This is a genomic window from Flectobacillus sp., from assembly GCF_049240685.1.
GTDB lineage: Bacteria > Bacteroidota > Bacteroidia > Cytophagales > Spirosomataceae > Flectobacillus.
Genome location: NZ_JBMLSD010000121.1, coordinates 14,269 through 31,993 on the forward strand (window position 1 = coordinate 14,269; position 17,725 = coordinate 31,993).

Consider the following 17,725-nt stretch of genomic DNA (forward strand, 5'->3'; position numbering starts at 1 on the left):
AACCCTACACTTCTCTTTAAATCCTCGAAATTTGACTTTCTAACATTTACTAAACGTTGACATGAAAACTAATTTAACGTGGCAACTGCGACTATTTTTTCTAATAGTTGTAGGATTGATACCTTATGGTCATATTCAGGCACAAACCTTTGTTCATCCAGGTATTTCTCACAAAAAATCAGATTTGGATAGAATGAAGGCCATGGTAGCCGCTGGGGTTGAACCGTGGAAATCTTCCTTTAAATCCCTTTCTCTAAGTCCTTATGCCAGTTATAGCTATGCCGTTAGAGGTAATGGAAGTACTACCTTGGCAACCGTCTCGTCGATGACAGGTTATAATTATGATGACATTAAATACGATGGATTGGCAGCTTATTGTAATGCCCTTATGTGGTATGTTACTGGCGATGAACGTCATGCCAAAAAGGCTGTGGAGATTTTCAACGCTTGGTCAAATTTGCAAAGAATCAAGACTGGAGGGACTAGGAGCCTAGATGCTGGTCGTGTAATCTGGAAACTATTGGAAGGCGCCGAGATTATCAAGCATACCTATGCTGGGTGGAATTCTGCCGACCTCCAAAGATTTAATTCTATGCTAGTGTACCCCGGGTATTCCTCTACTGTCGAACCAACTGCCCAGATTAATAGCGAAGAAGTTACTTTTTATTGGTTTATGTATAATGGCGATGCTGGTAGACACGGCAACCAAGGAATCTTTGGGATGAGAGGTGTTGCTGCCATGGGGATTTTCCTCGATAATCGCGTGATGTATGAACGAGCTATCAGATACCTAAAAGGCTTACCACACCGTTCAGACGACCTGCCTTATCCCGCTGGACCGCCCATCAACAGTACTACCCCGACAAGTGCATCAAACGAGTATCAGGAAGTATATACTTTGAATGGTTTTGATAATTCTGTTCCTGATTATGGATATAATGAATTGATTCAAAATTACGTTTGGGAAAATGGTCAGTGTCAAGAAAGTGCAAGAGATCAAACTCACTCTTTAAACGGAGTTGGAAATATTTTGACTATTTGTGAAATGGCTTGGAATCAGGGAGACGATATCTATGGTTTTCTTGATAACCGATTACTAAAAGGTATGGAATATAGTTACCGTTATAATGTGTCGCTAAATTATCCTTATCCTGATCAGGCCACTCCTTGGGAACCAACCGTAGAATCAGGGGAGTTTATTAGTCGTCGAGATAGATCGGGTAGATGGCAGTCGTTGAGAATGAATCCTTTGAATGAAGGAAAAACAGCAACTACTCGAGCAACTGGCTTTAAATTCGATCGTGCTCCAATCACAGAATTGGTATTGGGTCATTACCGTGACAGGCTTGGTTTAAGTTCTGATAAATACAAATGGACTCAACGAGCCTATGATATTTCTACGCAGGAGTTGGGGGTCGAAAGCCAAGGTTTTGAAGTAGATTATCCAGGTTGGGGTGGATTGACTTTTCACAGAACATCCCTTTCGCCTGGCGATGCTTGTTACTTTGTGAATGGCAAACCTGTTTTTTCTATCCCTAGTTTGCCTACTACTATCGAAGCCGAAAACTTTGATTATATCCCTATTGATGGTCAGCAGAAGACTTATTATGATTTAAGTAACTCGAATGTTGGCGGGCAATACCGTCCCAACGAAGCCGTTGATATCGAAAGTCGCGGAAATGGAGGCTACCATTTAACTTCATTGGAGGTAGGAGAATGGATGAATTATACCGTGAATGTTCCAACAGCAGGACGATTTAAGCTTAATATCAATGCTTTAGTGCTTTCGGCAGGAGGAAAAATTAAAATTGAATTTGATGGAACGGATAAGACTGGAGAATTTGAAATACCTCTCAATGGAAATACTGATTGGCAAACTATTACGATTGCTCCTCAGGTAAGTCTGCATGCAGGCGTACAGAGCATGAGAATAAAAATTATCGGTACTTCTCATGCTTTCAAATTAGATAATGTCGTGGTAGAATACCTTGGTGCGCTACCAACTCAAACGATTACTTTTCCTGCGATTGCGACAAAATCATTTGGTTCCGCAAATTTTAATCCTGGAGCTAGCGCAAGTTCAGGTTTGCCTATTACCTACACTAGTTCGAATACTTCGGTTGCAAATATCGTGAACGGACTTGTTCAAATTGTTGGCGTGGGTTCTTGCCTAATTACAGCGTCACAAGCAGGAAATGATGATTTTGCTGCCGCTCAAAGTGTGAGTCGTACCCTATTGGTGACGGGAATTGCTGCTGGAGATTACCTTTCTTCGGGCAATATGAATTGGAATGGTGGCACTTGGAATGTCTCTGACGGGAACGGCGGTGTCGCAAGCTCAACTACTATTGCTCCAAATGCCAATACGAATGTTCATATTCTAGCAGGACATACTGTGACCTTATCTTCAGTAGCAGGTTCGTGTAAAAGTTTGACCGTAAATCCGCAAGCTACACTTACCGAGACAGTTGCACTTACAGTGGCAAATAACATTATTATGGATGGGGCCATGACGCATACTGGGGCAATCACTGCCAATGGCGATGTCTTTGTAGGGGGGACTTGGACCGCCTCGAGTAATTTAACCGTGGCGAAAAATTTCTCTATCCAAAGTTCTGGGATTTATAAATCTTCAACAGCTCCTGGTGGTTCGGTATTTAGCTTGACAGTAAATGGAACAGACGCTGTAGTACGAGTGGACGGAACCTTGGGAGGTACTTCAACGGGTAATAGTACCGTAGGAGAGGGTATCAGACTTTTTCTTGGCGGTAGCGGTTCGCCAACGGTAACTGGGACTGGTATCGTGAATATTGCTCGTTTTCAACCCACTGGAAACAATATCCAAAATATCATTTTTGACATAGATATGAATTTTGGCAACAATAGCGTGCAGTCGAGTGGGATAAATACATTTTCTCTTTTAGCAGGTACTTCTAATAAAACCTTGACGATTAATGCTGGAAAAACCGTGAGAATTTCTAATCCCAATGGCTCTTTTCATTCTCCTACCAATGCAACTGAGAATAATTCTACGGCAGCTTTGAGATTGGGAGGAACTCAAAATTATGGCAATATGACCTATAATATTTTGGGAACACTGGATGTGAGTAAAGCACATTTTGTAGTTTATTCCAATACGAGTGCGTCTAATCCTTCGGCAGTTCAAACCATTACTATTAATGTAGGTAACCAAGGTATGCTCAAACTTGGCTCTAATGTTAGAATGGCAAAAAATACGGCTACCCAAAATATTTTTGTCAACGTCGCCGACGGGGGAATTATCGATGCTTCAACAGCTCCTTTAAACTTGAGCACAGCGCCTGTAAGTGCAAATGGTCATACCACAAATGGCTCTGGTCTGTCATGGTTTACGATGGCTCCCAATGCTATCTACAAACAAGCCATCAGTTCAGGAGTGGCAACTCCACTTTGGGTGGGTGTTTCTAATACCAATTATAATCCTGTAATAATTTCGCCAAGTGCTTCAACTGTTGTAGAAACGAAAGTTCAAACAGGCTTTGCACCGAGCGGATTGCCAAGTCAGACCACCGAAAAAGCCGTGAATCGTACTTGGAGTTTGAAAACAGCTAACGAGGTAAGCACTTCTTTAAAGTTTGGGTTCAATACTTCCGATTTGAATGCTGCCGCAAGTACCAGTCAAGCATTGAAACTTATTCGTTTTAATTCGGCTACAAATGTCTGGGAAAAAATCGCTTCTAACACTCCACAGGCAGAGCAAAGTAATGCTTTCGGAGTATCTTTCGATAATGTATCCACTTTATCTAGTTTTGTTTTAAGTAATAGATATTACGTTCCCGTTAGCATAAATAATCTAAGTAATTTTTATTGCAAAAATGCCCCTTCTGTAACCCTTTCTGGAACTCCTTCAGGTGGAACCTTTACCGTAGATGGCAATTCTGTAAGTGTATTTGATCCTTCTGCTTTAAGCGCAGGCGTACATAATGTCATTTACGCCCTAGCGGATGGAGAAAATTCAGATACTTTGCAAGTAGAAGTTGGTCCTTCATTGACATCCCCGAGTATTTCAGGTGCTGGGGTTTATTTTATGCCAAATACGGTTACCTTAAGCGCCACTGGATGCGAGGGCACTGTTCGTTGGTCCAATAATGTAACAGGAAACTCACTCACCATTTCAGGTGTAGGCTCTTATTCATATACAGCTACTTGTGAACTAAATGGTTGTGTTTCTCCAGTGAGTGATGTGGCCAATGTAGAAATTAAAAAGCTTGACCAAACAATTACTTTTGAAGCAATAACCAATAAGTATATCCACGAAGCCGACTTTACGCCAGTGGTTTCTTCAAACGCAGGCTTGAATATCTCGTTGGTAAGCTCGGATACCACTGTAGCTAAAATAGCTAATGGGCAAATCAAATTGGTGGGAGTTGGTTCTGTTCAAATTACGGCCTCTCAGCTTGGAAACGAAAATTATAATCCAGCGACTGAGGTTTCCCGAAGTTTTTCAGTTTTGAGTTCTGTCAAAGTAAGATATCAAAATGGAGATAATAGTGCCACCAATAACCACATCAAACCATTTTTGACGCTGGTAAACGAAAGCAATCAGGCTATTCCTTACAACGAATTGACGGTGAAATACTGGTTTACCCCAGAAAACTATACAGGTATCAATACTTGGATTGACTATGCAGCCTTGGGTAATTCCAATGTAAAAATGAGTTATAACAACCTACTGAATCCAAGAAATAATGCCTTAGGATATGTAGAATATAGCTTTTTGACTGCAGCAGGTAATCTGGGGGCAAACGCTAACTCTGGAATTATTCAATCAAGATTTGCCAATACCAACTGGTCAGATTTGAACGAACAAAATGATTATTCCTGGACTAATACCAATACCGCTATTTTTGTCAACAATATTACGGTATATAGAAATGGGAAACTTATTTGGGGACAAGAACCTGCCTCGGTACCTATCAATCAGGTATTGAAAGTATATGCTAACTCAAAATCTCAACCTAATTCAAATACCATCAGTACATTTTTGACCCTCAACAACGAGGGAAATCTTCCTGTAAACTATAAGGATGTGAAGATTCGCTATTGGTTTACAAAAGATGGAAGCGCCAACCTGAATGCTTTTTTTGATTATGTCCAACTCGGAAATGCTCAGGTAACTGGAACTTTTGGAAGTGTCTCAAATAAGCAAGGAGCAGACTCCTATTTTGATCTTGGATTTAATACCACAGCTGGTATTCTTTATCCTTTATCAAATTCAGGAAATATCAATTTTAGAATTGCAAAAACCGATTGGAGTAATTTCAACCAAAATGATGACTATTCGTATATGAATGTCAATGGAAATGCCTTATCGTTAAATGCCAATATTTCAGTGTATTATCAAGGGAATTTACTATTCGGTTCAGAACCTAATACCTTGTCTAATAATGCTATATCAGATAATTTGATAAGAGATACACAACTGATTCAGTACAGTGTTTATCCAAATCCATCTTCGCAGAGTAATGTTAAACTATCTCTGAAAAATGATTCAAAGTTAGAAAAAGCTATGCCAATTCGAGTATATAACGGCGCGGGAATGCTTATAATCGAGAAGATAGCAGAGGCAGGTGAGTCGAGAACGATAGAACTCGATTTACCAGACCAGTTAATCACAGGTGTGTACTTTGTCCAATTAGGAAATATGCCATCTGTGAAGCTAATCCTTCAAAAATAGATCAGGTTTTTATGAATTAGAGAGTCTTTTTGAGGCTCTCTAATTTTTTACTCGCTTGCTAAACCTCTCGCTAGCATGCTTACGTGCTTATGTTTTGCCGAAAAAAACTTTTTTTACATATTTTTCTACAAAAAAGAGTATCAAAAGTAAAAATGGGCATCTTTTAATTGTCGACAACACAAAAATTGTACTTAGGGTATAAGTTACATTATTAATTCCATAATATTTTGAGGATAGAGTAAAAGTAAGGACTGAAAGATAGATGCAGTTTTTTTCAAAAACTAGGATTTTATATGAGAATAATCGTTTAACTTGTATGCTACTTCCCGAAAAACTTAAACGATTGTGTTTGTAGATGAAAAAAATGTCTATCAAAGAAGTTGCAAGTGCACTTCAAATCTCTACGGCTACGGTGTCATACATTCTTAATGGCAAAGCCAAAGAAAAACGAATTAGTCCTGAATTAACTAAAAAAGTAACAGCGTTTATTGAGGAAAATAATTTCAGACCGAATCATTTGGCCAAAAGCCTCCGTACAGGCAAAACCAATGTAATAGGCTTGATTGTGGAAGATATTGCCGACCCATTTTTTGCTAGCGTGGCAGGACATATCGAAAATATAGCCTACGAAAATGGGTACAAAATAATTTACAGTAGTACCAAAAATGACCCTAAGAAGGCAAAGGAACTTATCGAAACTTTTCGAGAAAGAAATGTGGACGGGTATATCATTACTCCAACCGAGGGCATTGATAAAGAAATTAAACAGCTGATTGATAGTAAATTACCAGTAGTTTTGTTTGATAGAAATTGTAATGATTTGAATATCAGTTATGTAGGAATGAACAATTTTGAGAGCTCCTATCAAGCTGCTAAATATTTGATTTCTCAAGACTACAAAAATATTGCTTTTATTACCCTCGATTCGGTTCAGCCACAAATGATAGATCGTTTGTTGGGCTATGAGAGAGCTATTTATGAAAATCGGCTAACTTCAATTGTTAAAAAAGTGGATTATCGTGCTGCAAAGGAGCATTTGATTATGGTCGAAATAGAAAATATGCTCACATCCGATAAACAGATAGATGCTATCTTTTTTGCTACCAACTATCTAGCTATTACTGGAATAGAAGTACTGAATCGTTTAGGCATTAAAATAGGAGTAGAACTTGGAATGATGGTTTTTGATGACAACGACCTCTTCCGAATTCACCAACCTTCTATCTCGGCTATTGCTCAGCCTATTCAGGAAATGTCTCAACAATTGATTAATGATTTGTTGCAACACATGCAGGATACCAATGAGTACACCCATAGGACTACAGTTTTACCAGCGCATCTTATCATAAGAGATTCGTCGTCTAAAATGCCTAAATGAAGAATGAATGTTGAGTTGGAACGGTAAGGAGTATTTCCAGCTAATGGGGATTTCTGATTTCGGAACTAAAGAAAATACCTTTTTTTTACAAAAAAGAACTTTACACCTTCTAAATCCCATATAATGCTGAAGGTTTCATTAAGGTAGGAAAATAAAATTCCAGTAGTGGCAACCCTTGCAGTTGCTATATTGAGTTGGGCAACCGCAAGGGTTGCCGCTACCGCTAATTAGAATTAATTTGTTGAGAACTCGTTAGTAAAAGCGTCAAGGGTAAGAGAGAAAGCCAAAAGCCCATAGCCGAAGGCTATTCTGATATTCCCTTTTTTTAAATATAAGCTTAATCCTTTAAGCAAATTAAATTTTTATGAAAAAACTATTGACGACCTGTGTGGGTTTTTGCTTGGCTTGGACGGTACAAGCACAATTCAATCCTCAAAAAGAAATAGATTATTGCGCCACACAAGCCCTAAAAACAATTCAATCATTACCTGCTGATGGGCATGGAAATAATATTCCACGAAGTATCGACAAGGATAAAACTACTTGGCGACTTGTGGATTACAAGGATTGGTGCAGTGGCTTTTGGTCGGGCTCCCTTTGGTATTTGTATGAAGGAACTCAAAAATCAGTTTTTAAGGCACAAGCCGAGAGATTTGACAAACAACTCAAACCTCTATCTCACGAAAAAGCATACGACCATGATTTGGGTTTTCAGATTTTTTGTAGTTATGGCAATGGTTACAGATTGATCCATAACCCTGATTACAAGAAAGTTATCTTAGCAACAGCCGATACGCTTGCTACCTTATATAATCCCAACGTAGGAACGATATTGTCATGGCCAAGAGAAGTAAAAAAGTTTGGGGCACATAACACCATTATCGACAACATGATAAATCTGGAGCTTTTGTTTTGGGCAGCCAAAAATGGGACAAACAAAAATCTCTATAAGATAGCCGAACAACATGCGCTGACTACCATGAAAAATCATTTCCGTGATGATTATACATCGTATCATGTCGTGTTGTATGATTCTTTGACTGGAAAAAAAGTTAAAGGAATGACACATCAGGGCTATTCTGATCAAACGATGTGGGCTAGAGGACAATCATGGGCAATTTATGGATTTACAATGTGCTACAGATTTACCAAAAATCCTCAATTCTTAGATTTTGCACAAAAAGTGACCGACGTCTATTTGAAAAAACTACCTGATAATACACTGATTCCATACTGGGACTTCGATACACCAGAAATTCCTAACACAACCAGAGATGCTTCTGCGGCCGCCGTAACAGCATCCGCCTTGTTCGAATTGGCAGGTTATGTAAAAAGTCCAACCAAAAAAGCCTTCTATCTTTCAAAAGCTAAAAAAATGGTAGAAAGCTTATCCTCTATAACCTACCAAAGTAGAGGGGTAAATAATGCATTTCTATTACACTCTACGGGCAATAGGCCGATTAATGGAGAAGTGGATGCCTCTATCATTTATGGCGATTATTATTATATCGAGGCACTTTTGAAGTATAAAAAATTACTCAAACGCAAAAGATAACCCAACTCTTTTGTAAGAGATAAGCCTCAAAACGGCATTTAATTATCACTTTACCTCTGAATATAACCACTCATCTAGTCTATTGGGATTTTTGTTTTGCACCTATTTGGATTGGATAGTTTTGCCCAATAGACGGATGAGTTTTAAGTAATCTTGCAAAATTAGATTTAAGTTTTGTGTTGAAGGCACAAAGCAACAGGCACTAGTCAAGAAGTGTTAAATTGTTTTTTAGTAATAATAGACACATTTTTTCGGAATGCCCAATGCTGAAGGCTAAAAGCTCCAAAACTAAATTTTTTTGCGTACTAACTTAATCATAAGTAGGAAAATGTTATTTGTTACTAGTCTGATTACTGGACAAATTTGAATATACTAGTTCAAGACTTAGTCTTGGACTCATTTTTTTAACAGTTTTAAACTGTTTTTAAACATTCATTGAAAAAGTCTAAATACCTTTTCTCTTTTTGTCCAGTAATTAAACTGTTAACAGATAAACTCTCTTTACTTCCTTGAAACAAACATTACTAAATATCATGCTCAGAAATCTTACCCTTGTCTTGTGCGTATTTTTGTGGCAAAACCTTGTGTTTGCCCAAAAAGGACTTATTCCTCAAACTCTTCAAACCGTCAAATCACCTGATGGAAAATTGCTTTGTCAGCTGTATCAAAAGTTAGATAAAAAGGGACATAAAGCCATTTTTTATACACTTACCTATCAAAATACCCCTATCATTTTGGAGTCAGAGCTTGACATTCAGCTTGATAATCATTTGTCTGAACTAGCGATGGCATTGAAAGTGGATAAAACCACCAAATGGTGCGAAGATATGGAGTTTCTAAAAGCGAGTTCCGCTGCTGTTGATTCTGTTTGGAAACCCTTGTATGGCGAACGTTCTATCATCAAAAATCGCTATACTGCTGCTACGCTTTCTTTCCAAAAAGCGGGCAATCATGATTATAAAATGGATATTCAGGTAAGGTTGTATAACGAAGGTTTAGCCTTACGCTATTTTTTTCCAGAAAATCCTAAAGGTTCCTATTACCAAATTACTGCAGAAAATACGGAGTTTAGTTTGCCAGAAGGAACGACGGCATTTTATACACAGTGGGCACAAGGTAAATATCAAGAACTTCCTCTAAAAAATTGGATAGATTCGGGCGAAAGACCCATGCCTTTAAGACTAGCAAACGGTTTGTGGGCCTGCTTGGCAGAAGCCGAAATGGTGAATTATGCTAGAGGAAAATTTGCTTTATCCAAAACCAAAAAGAATACTATTCAAACAAGTTTGTACGGCGGGGTAGATGCGATTACTTATTTTGGCACGCCTTGGCGTGTAATTATGGTAGCAGAATCGGAAGGACAATTACTTGAAAATAACGATATTCTTCTCAACTTAAATCCTGCCAATAAGATTGCCAAAACCGAATGGATTAAGCCAGGGAAAATCATTCGTGAAATGACTTTGACTACTCAAGGCGCTAAGGATGCAATTGATTTTGCTGCTAGAAATAATCTCCAGTATATACTTTTTGATTGGAAATGGTACGGCCCAGCCCTGACTTGGGATACTGACGCCGCCAAAGTGGTGGCGCCAATAGATATGCCTGCGGTGGTAGAATATGGAAAGCAAAAAGGTGTGGGTATTTGGTTGTATGTCAATCTGCAATCCTTGGTTAAACAAGCTGATGAGATTTTTCCTCTTTACAAAAAATGGGGCATCAAGGGTATCAAATTTGGATTTGTACAAGTGGGCTCTCAACATTGGACATCTTGGGTGGAGGAGGCCATTAAAAAATGTGCTGCTAATGATTTAATGGTGAATATTCACGATGATTGGCGACCAACTGGCGAGATGCGTACCTATCCCAACCTTATGACTGCCGAAGGCATCAGAGGTAATGAAGAAATGCCAGATGCTACACACAATGTCACTTTGGCATTTACGAGATATATCGGAGGCGCTGCGGATTATACGATTTGTTATTATACCAACAGAATCAAAACCACTCATGCGCATCAGTTGGCAATGGCTGCTGTGTATTATAGCCCTATTCAGACTTTATTTTGGTATGATAAGCCCTCACAAAGCAAGGATGAACCTGAGTTAGAATTTTGGAGAAAAATCCCAACTACTTGGGACGAAACAAAAGTTGTAAATGGTAAAATGGGAGAGTACGTGACCATTGCACGGAAGTCTGGAAATGATTGGTTTTTGGGATGCATGACCAATAATTTTGCTCGTAAACTAAGTTTAGACTTTAGTTTTCTGACTACGGGTAAAAGATATAAAGCACATCTTTACTTTGATGATGCAAGTGTAAATACCGCCACCAAAGTAGGAATGAAAACCATTAACGTAGATAGTACAAGTAAATTGGACATAGATTTATTGGCATCGGGGGGATATGCAATTTGGATTGAAGAAGAAAAATAGTTTTGAGAAAAAGTAGAATTATGAAACAAATAGGTGTTGATATCGGAGGCTCACATATTACAGCCGCCCAAGTTGATTTACAAAAAGGAGCAGTAATAGCTTCTACCTTGACCAGGGCCAAAGTGCATCCCCACGGAAGTGCTGAGGAAATCCTGAGTACATGGTCCAATACCATTAAAGAAGCCTTAAGAGGCTCGGAGGATGGTCAGATTGGGATTGCGATGCCCGGTCCTTTCGATTATTTAACAGGGATTTGTCTGATGAAAAATGTCAACAAATACGAGGCTTTGTATGGTCTAAATATCAAGGAGGAGTTATCTGAAAGACTAGGAATAAACGCTCATAATATTGTTTTTCGCAATGACTCAGAGGCTTTTTTAGCTGGCGAAATGCGTTTCGGTGCGGGAAAAGGATTCCAACGTGGTATGGGAATAACGCTCGGAACGGGTTTGGGTACGTCTATCTATCAAAATGATGAGGCACGCGATATGGCGCTTGGTATCAATTACCAGATGTTAGATGGTGTTGCAGAGGACTATATCTCTACACGTTGGTTTGTAAATACCTATCAGCTCAAAACCCAGAAGTCGGTGGAGGGTGTCAAGCAGTTGGTTCAATTATACGCTTCTGAGGAGGCCGTACGTGAATTGTTTGAGGATTTTGGGCAAAACCTCTCGTCATTTGTACATGGTTTTATCAAACAGTTTACGCCCGAAGTGGTAGTGATTGGTGGTAATATTGCCAATGCTTCTGAAAAGTTTTTTCCCAATCTTTCTCAGCAACTTTCAGCCTATCAAACTCCCATACAATTGAGAAAAGCTATTTTAAATGAGGAGGCCGCCTTGTTAGGCGCTCTAGGTCTTATTACGGGACAAAATTGAATTTACTAGTTCAAGACTTAGTCTCGGACTCCTTTTTTAAACAGTTTAAAACTGTATTGAAATAGTGTTGAAACAAGGTTTAAATACCTGAAAAACCCTTACTTGTTTTGTTCAACAAGAAGAGAGTTTAACCAAAAAAAATCTATATCTGGCTGATTAAAGCCCAAAGTTTTTGTAATCCATGTCCAACATTAAGGCTTCTCTTACAGAGCGAAAGTATCTTATTACTTTCGCTTTTGTTACCTCTTTGTTTTTACTTTGGGGTGTTGCACACGCCATGAGCGATGTGTTGAATAAACATTTTCAAAATGTTTTAGATGTTAGTAAGGCTCAATCTGGATTAATTCAGCTCTCGGTTTTTGGGGCTTATGCCATTATGAGTATTCCAGCTGGTCTTTTCATGAAACGTTTTGGCTACAAAGCTGGCGTATTGTTTGGCTTAGCCTTGTTTGCTACAGGAACATTCTTGTTTGTGCCAGCCGCCAATGCCGAATCTTTCGATATGTTTCGTTTAGCCTTATTTATTTTAGGTTGTGGAATGGCTACACTCGAAACGGTGGCGCATCCATTTGCGGCCTCTCTTGGTTCGCAAGATACCTCAGACCAACGCCTGAATTTTTCACAATCATTCAATGCGGTCGGAACCATTATTGGGCCAGCCATTGGTTCTTATTTTCTGTTGAGAGCGGGCGGAAATGAGGGAAATGACTTAGGTTCTGTAAAAAGCTTATATGTTTCCATCGGTATAGCGATTTCTGTAATTGCTGTTTTATTTTCATTCATTAAAGTACCCAATTTAGAGATTGCTCATCATGAAACAAGCGTAGACAATACCTTACAAGATAAGCCCTTATGGAGACAAAGCCATTTTGTTTGGGCGGTTATAGCACAGTTTTTCAATGTTGCAGCCCAAGCCGGAACATGGTCTTTCTTTATCAATTATGGACATGAGGTAATGGGCTTTACAGACGAACAAGCCGCCAATTACATGATTATTTTCATGGCTATGATGGCGCTGGGTCGTTTTGTAGGTACATTTTTAATGAAATTTATAGCACCTAACAAGCTCTTGGGAATTTTTGCTTCAGGAAGTATTCTATCGTGTTTGGTGGTGGCACAAGCTTGGGGCTGGGTCTCATACAGTGCCTTGATGATGATTAATTTCTTTTTCAGCATTATGTTTCCTACTATTTTCAGTTTGGGTCTCAAAAGTTTAGGTGAGCATACTCAGCAAGGTGCATCCTTTATTTCTATGGGTGTGGTAGGGGGTGCTTTTTTCCCACTTTTAATGGGTTTAGTAGCCAATCAGAATGTTGCAAATGCGTATTATCTGCCAATTATTTGCTATATGGTTATTGCAGTTTTTGCATTTAGGTTATATAAAATAAAAAAATAGTACAAAAAGGGTATCTCTGGTACATTTCGTTCTCCTCTCTAAAACGGCATGGTATCATAGATACCTTTTTTCGTAGATTAAATAAAGGTATGATTTCTAAAAAACGAGCTTATCTCCTCGCCAAAAGTTTTGTTTTGACGAGCCTATTGTGTTGTACATACTCCATAAATGCACAAACTCCTTTTGTTTCTAAGGCTTGGGTGGCTGATAATGGAGATGGGACATACAAAAATCCAGTCCTTCATGCTGACTACTCAGACCCTGATGCCATTCGGGTGGGAAATTACTATTATTTAGTTTCCTCTTCTTTCGAAAATATTCCTGGGCTACCAATTTTACGTTCTAGTGATTTAGTCAATTGGAAAATTATTGGCAATGCCCTGATGTTCCAAAGTCCTACCGAGGTATTCAGCATGCCACAGCATGGCAAGGGTGTTTGGGCACCAGCAATTCGCTACTACAAAGGAGAATTTTTGATTTATTTTCCTGACCCAGATTTTGGTATATATGTGGTTCGTGCCAAAAATCCTGCTGGTCCGTGGTCGGCTCCAGTTTTGGTCGAAGCTGGCAAAGGGTTGATTGACCCATGTCCTTTTTGGGATGAAGATGGAAAGGCTTATTTGATACATGGATTTGCGGGAAGTCGCGCAGGAATCAAAAGTTTTCTGGTTTTAAAATCCTTGAATTCCGATGGCACAAAGGTATTGGATGCAGGCAAGATTATCATAGATGGACACGAAACTGACCCAACCTTGGAAGGGCCAAAAATCTACAAGAGAAAAGGGTTTTATTACGTGTTTGCTCCAGCAGGTGGGGTAGCTACGGGTTGGCAGTTGGTGTTTCGTTCAAAAAATATTTATGGACCTTATGAAAGAAAAATCGTAATGGATCAGGGCAATACTGTTATTAATGGACCACATCAAGGGGCTTGGCTCAGCACACCAACTGGCGAGGATTGGTTTTTACATTTTCAAGATAAAGGCGTGTTTGGGCGAGTGGTGCATCTGCAACCAATGGTCTTTAAGAATGATTGGCCAGTTATCGGCATTGACCCCGACCAAGACGGAAAAGGCGAACCTGTTACGATATATAAAAAGCCTAAAAGTTCTCTTCCTACCATCATCGAAACACCCCAGGATTCGGATGAATTCAATACGCTTGATTTGGGTTTACAATGGCAGTGGAACGCTAATCCTAAACCTACATGGTCGTTTATGTATCCGAGCAAAGGAGTGTTGAGATTATTTTCTGATAAAATTCCCGCCAACGAAAACCTTTGGTGGACTCCCAATGTATTACTTCAAAAATTTCCAGCACCTACTTTTTCAGTTACTACTAAGCTTCAATTTACCCCCAACGAGCGTCTTATCAATGAAAAAGTTGGACTGGCAATCATGGGTTTTAGTTATGCTAATATTGCCTTAAAATCCGCTAAGGATGGGGTTTGGTTGACATACACCACTTGTAAGGATGCTGATAATCATAAGCCTGAAACGGAAACAAAAATTATTTTAATAGACCCCAAACAGGCGATTTATTTTCGAGTAAAAGTACAGGAAGGTGGCTTGTGTCAGTTTAGCTATAGTCATGATAATCAAAAATTCACTGAGGTAGGAGAGAAGTTTCAAGCTGAGGTAGGTCGTTGGATAGGGGCTAAGTTTGGACTCTTTGCGACAAGGGAAGACGTAATAAATGATGCTGGTTTTGTGGATTTTGATTGGATAAGAGTAGAAAAATAATAGGGTTTTAAAAACATTTTTTCTGAAAAAAAGGTATGATTTCTTACAAAAAACTTGTTTTGATGTTCCTTTTTAGTGCATTGATTAAAGTCGGGGCGCTGGCACAAAAGCATCAAAATTTATTCTTCACGCCAGAACGTATTACGCTCTTAAAAAAGCGAATTGAAACCGATGCGGAGGTGCGTAAAAATTGGGAAGAGGCTTTGGCTGTAGCAAAGCTACAAGTTCAAAAACCAGATTTGGAGAAAATTGATTATCTGAGTTTGGCTTACCTTATGACTGGCGACCAAGTTTATGCCGACAAAATAAAGGAGCAACTTTTGAAACTTTGTACCCGAAATACTTGGTCGAATCCCGAAATGTTGAAGCGCCAACCTGCTTGGGCTTCGGATTTGAAAACGGCAGGGAATTGCTGGATAGTGACTATGGGACTCGAAGGGATTTATGACCAATTATCGAAAGAAGAGAAAAAGACCATTGTTTCAGGTTTGGTACGTATGGGGGTTCGTCCGGCCTTGGATGAGTGGTTTTTACCTGAAAAAAGGATTCATACCCTCAACTCTATGGGGCATAACTGGTGGGCCTCGTGTGTGTATATGGCTGGAGTAGCCCTACTTTCTGTCAAAGATGAAGTACCCGAGTCTGCACAATGGCTCAAAGATTTGAGCGCATCTGCCGAAGAATGGTTTGGCTTTGCTGGCGACCAATTACAGCATAAAGTCAAAACTTGGGATGCCAATGGGGGAATGTACGAAAGTGTAAATTATGCTTCTTTTGGTGTTTCTGAGTACCTTTTGTTTCGATTAGCATTTCAAAATGTTTTACCTAAAATAAAACAACCAGATATCCCTTTACTTCAAAATATTCCCTCGTTTTTTATGAATGTAGGTTATCCTCGCGATGGAATGATGTATTCTTTGACCTTTGGTGACAGCCATAAAAATATTGTGGGCGAACGACCAGTCAAACTACTGTGGGCATTAGGGTATCAAAATCCTAATGCTTTGTGGTATCTCAATCATATCGAAACGGGGCAGCACCGTGAAGGACTTGCCAAAAATGCTCCAATGGGATTGATATATCACCCAGATTTTTCTAAGTTACCCGAATTGCCCAATCTTCCCACGTCCCAATTATATGAGGATATGGACTGGGCCACACTGAGAGATTCTTGGAAAAAGAATTCGACCTTGTTGGCTGTTAAATCTGGACATACTTGGAATCACTCGCATGCCGATGTAAATTCATTTTTGTTGTTGCATAAAGGAGAATTTGTCATCAAAGATGCAGGTCATAGTTGGTACGCCTCTAAAGAATATCCTGCGTATTTTTTTCAGAGTCCTGCTCATAACGTGTTGACTTTCAATGGTAAGTATCAGCCAACCGAGCAGCAATATCACGGAGCGCCACTGCGTGGTGAGATGTCCGAATTGTTAGATGCAGGAGATATTAAATATGTAATGTCCAACGGTACAGGCCCTACTTCTTGGATTTATGCTCGAAATTTCCGCCATTTTCTGTGGATTGGTAAAGTTATATTAATCATTGATGATGTAAAAGCCTATGAAACAGGCAAGTTTGAATGGTTATTACATCCAGCAGGTGAGTCCCAAAAAGTTCGTGGGGATATTAGTATCGTCAATAAAAAGGGAGCCGTGTTGGTAAGACCTCTTTTTCCAGAAACCCTAGTTGAAACGGGCTTTAATCATGATTTTCCCGAAAAAATGACATTGAACGAGGTTTTTGCGCCAAAAGAGGAAAATGTAAAGGAACAAGAAAAATATTATAGCATTGCTTACCCAGAACAAGTACGTCAAACAAAGTTTATTACCGCTATTATCCTTAAAGATTCTGTTAATGATACAAATCTTCCAGAAATAGAAAGAATGACTGGCGATGATATGATTGGTGTAAAAATCAAGCAAAATGGTAAAGTCACCGATGTGTATTTGAATCTCAAAGCTGATGGTCGTTTGATGCATCTCAATAGTGTAAAAACCTTTGGCAATATCACAACAGATGCCTATTTGACAGCCATTTCACATCCCGAGAACGAGCCAAATACCATTTCCGATTATTTTATTGGGTATGGAAGTTTTCTCAGAAAAGAACAACAAACCTTGTTCAGTTCTTTGTCAAAACTTTCGCTTGTGGTAAAAGAAAAGGAGGCTAAGCATGCTATTCAAATTACAGGACAGCCGCTCATTCGTGCAACATTTGCTGCCTCTATAAAACCTATTAGTGTAAGCGTAAATGGACAAATGCAGAAAGTAGACTTTCAAAAAGGAAATTTTTCTATAAATTTACAAAAATAGAAATACTATGTGCTACTTTTGGTTTTGGTAATACTAAGGTAGCACACAAAATAAAATTTGATTTTAAGCTTATGGTTTTCGGCTCTGGGCATTCGGCTTTCGGCTTTCAGCTCTGGGCATTCGGCATTCGGCTTTCGGCTCTGGGCATTCGGCTTTCGTCTCTGGGCTTTCGGCAATATATATCTATTTTTTATAAAAAATGACTTAACACTTTTTGCCTGTTGCCTTATGCCTGTTGCCTTATGCCTTTTGCCTGTTGCCTCGTACCCAAAATATAATTTAAACACTCTTTGCCTTATGCCTGTTGCCT

The 17,725-nt window shown here is 39.1% G+C and carries 8 protein-coding genes; all 8 read left to right on the top strand.

Annotated elements, in window-relative coordinates; all coding sequences use genetic code 11:
- Positions 1 to 61: 61 nt before the first annotated feature.
- The 8 genes from ACOVQ4_RS05595 to ACOVQ4_RS05630 all read left to right on the top strand — a co-directional run bounded on the left by ACOVQ4_RS05595 (position 62) and on the right by ACOVQ4_RS05630 (position 17,415).
- Complete coding sequence (locus ACOVQ4_RS05595) at positions 62 to 5,716, top strand: cellulose binding domain-containing protein (RefSeq protein WP_421819668.1); 5,655 nt, start codon at positions 62 to 64, stop codon at positions 5,714 to 5,716.
- Between the two features lie 355 nt (positions 5,717 to 6,071).
- Complete coding sequence (locus tag ACOVQ4_RS05600) at positions 6,072 to 7,094, top strand: LacI family DNA-binding transcriptional regulator (RefSeq protein ID WP_421819669.1); 1,023 nt, start codon at positions 6,072 to 6,074, stop codon at positions 7,092 to 7,094.
- A gap of 364 nt (positions 7,095 to 7,458) precedes the next feature.
- Complete coding sequence (locus ACOVQ4_RS05605; protein WP_421819670.1) at positions 7,459 to 8,649, top strand: glycoside hydrolase family 88 protein; 1,191 nt, start codon at positions 7,459 to 7,461, stop codon at positions 8,647 to 8,649.
- Between the two features lie 533 nt (positions 8,650 to 9,182).
- Positions 9,183 to 11,084 carry a glycoside hydrolase family 97 catalytic domain-containing protein gene (locus ACOVQ4_RS05610; RefSeq protein WP_421819671.1) on the top strand — a complete coding sequence of 634 codons (1,902 nt, stop codon included), beginning with the start codon at positions 9,183 to 9,185 and terminating at the stop codon, positions 11,082 to 11,084.
- 20 nt (positions 11,085 to 11,104) lie between these two features.
- Positions 11,105 to 11,965, top strand: coding sequence for an ROK family protein (locus ACOVQ4_RS05615; protein WP_421819672.1), 861 nt, complete (start codon positions 11,105 to 11,107; stop codon positions 11,963 to 11,965).
- 181 nt (positions 11,966 to 12,146) lie between these two features.
- On the top strand, positions 12,147 to 13,361 hold the full coding sequence (locus tag ACOVQ4_RS05620; RefSeq protein ID WP_421819673.1) for a sugar MFS transporter: 1,215 nt from the start codon (positions 12,147 to 12,149) through the stop codon (positions 13,359 to 13,361).
- Between the two features lie 89 nt (positions 13,362 to 13,450).
- Positions 13,451 to 15,100, top strand: coding sequence for a glycoside hydrolase 43 family protein (locus ACOVQ4_RS05625; protein ID WP_421819674.1), 1,650 nt, complete (start codon positions 13,451 to 13,453; stop codon positions 15,098 to 15,100).
- Between the two features lie 35 nt (positions 15,101 to 15,135).
- Positions 15,136 to 17,415, top strand: coding sequence for a heparinase II/III domain-containing protein (locus ACOVQ4_RS05630; RefSeq protein WP_421819675.1), 2,280 nt, complete (start codon positions 15,136 to 15,138; stop codon positions 17,413 to 17,415).
- The last annotated feature ends 310 nt before the right edge of the window (positions 17,416 to 17,725 follow it).

Excerpts from the sequence above, each read along its gene's own strand:
- ACOVQ4_RS05595 (WP_421819668.1), top strand. The coding sequence starts at position 62 with ATGAAAACTAATTTAACGTGGCAACTGCGACTATTTTTTCTAATAGTT.
- ACOVQ4_RS05600 (WP_421819669.1), top strand. The coding sequence starts at position 6,072 with ATGAAAAAAATGTCTATCAAAGAAGTTGCAAGTGCACTTCAAATCTCT.
- ACOVQ4_RS05605 (WP_421819670.1), top strand. The coding sequence starts at position 7,459 with ATGAAAAAACTATTGACGACCTGTGTGGGTTTTTGCTTGGCTTGGACG.
- ACOVQ4_RS05610 (WP_421819671.1), top strand. The coding sequence starts at position 9,183 with ATGCTCAGAAATCTTACCCTTGTCTTGTGCGTATTTTTGTGGCAAAAC.
- ACOVQ4_RS05615 (WP_421819672.1), top strand. The coding sequence starts at position 11,105 with ATGAAACAAATAGGTGTTGATATCGGAGGCTCACATATTACAGCCGCC.
- ACOVQ4_RS05620 (WP_421819673.1), top strand. The coding sequence starts at position 12,147 with ATGTCCAACATTAAGGCTTCTCTTACAGAGCGAAAGTATCTTATTACT.
- ACOVQ4_RS05625 (WP_421819674.1), top strand. The coding sequence starts at position 13,451 with ATGATTTCTAAAAAACGAGCTTATCTCCTCGCCAAAAGTTTTGTTTTG.
- ACOVQ4_RS05630 (WP_421819675.1), top strand. The coding sequence starts at position 15,136 with ATGATTTCTTACAAAAAACTTGTTTTGATGTTCCTTTTTAGTGCATTG.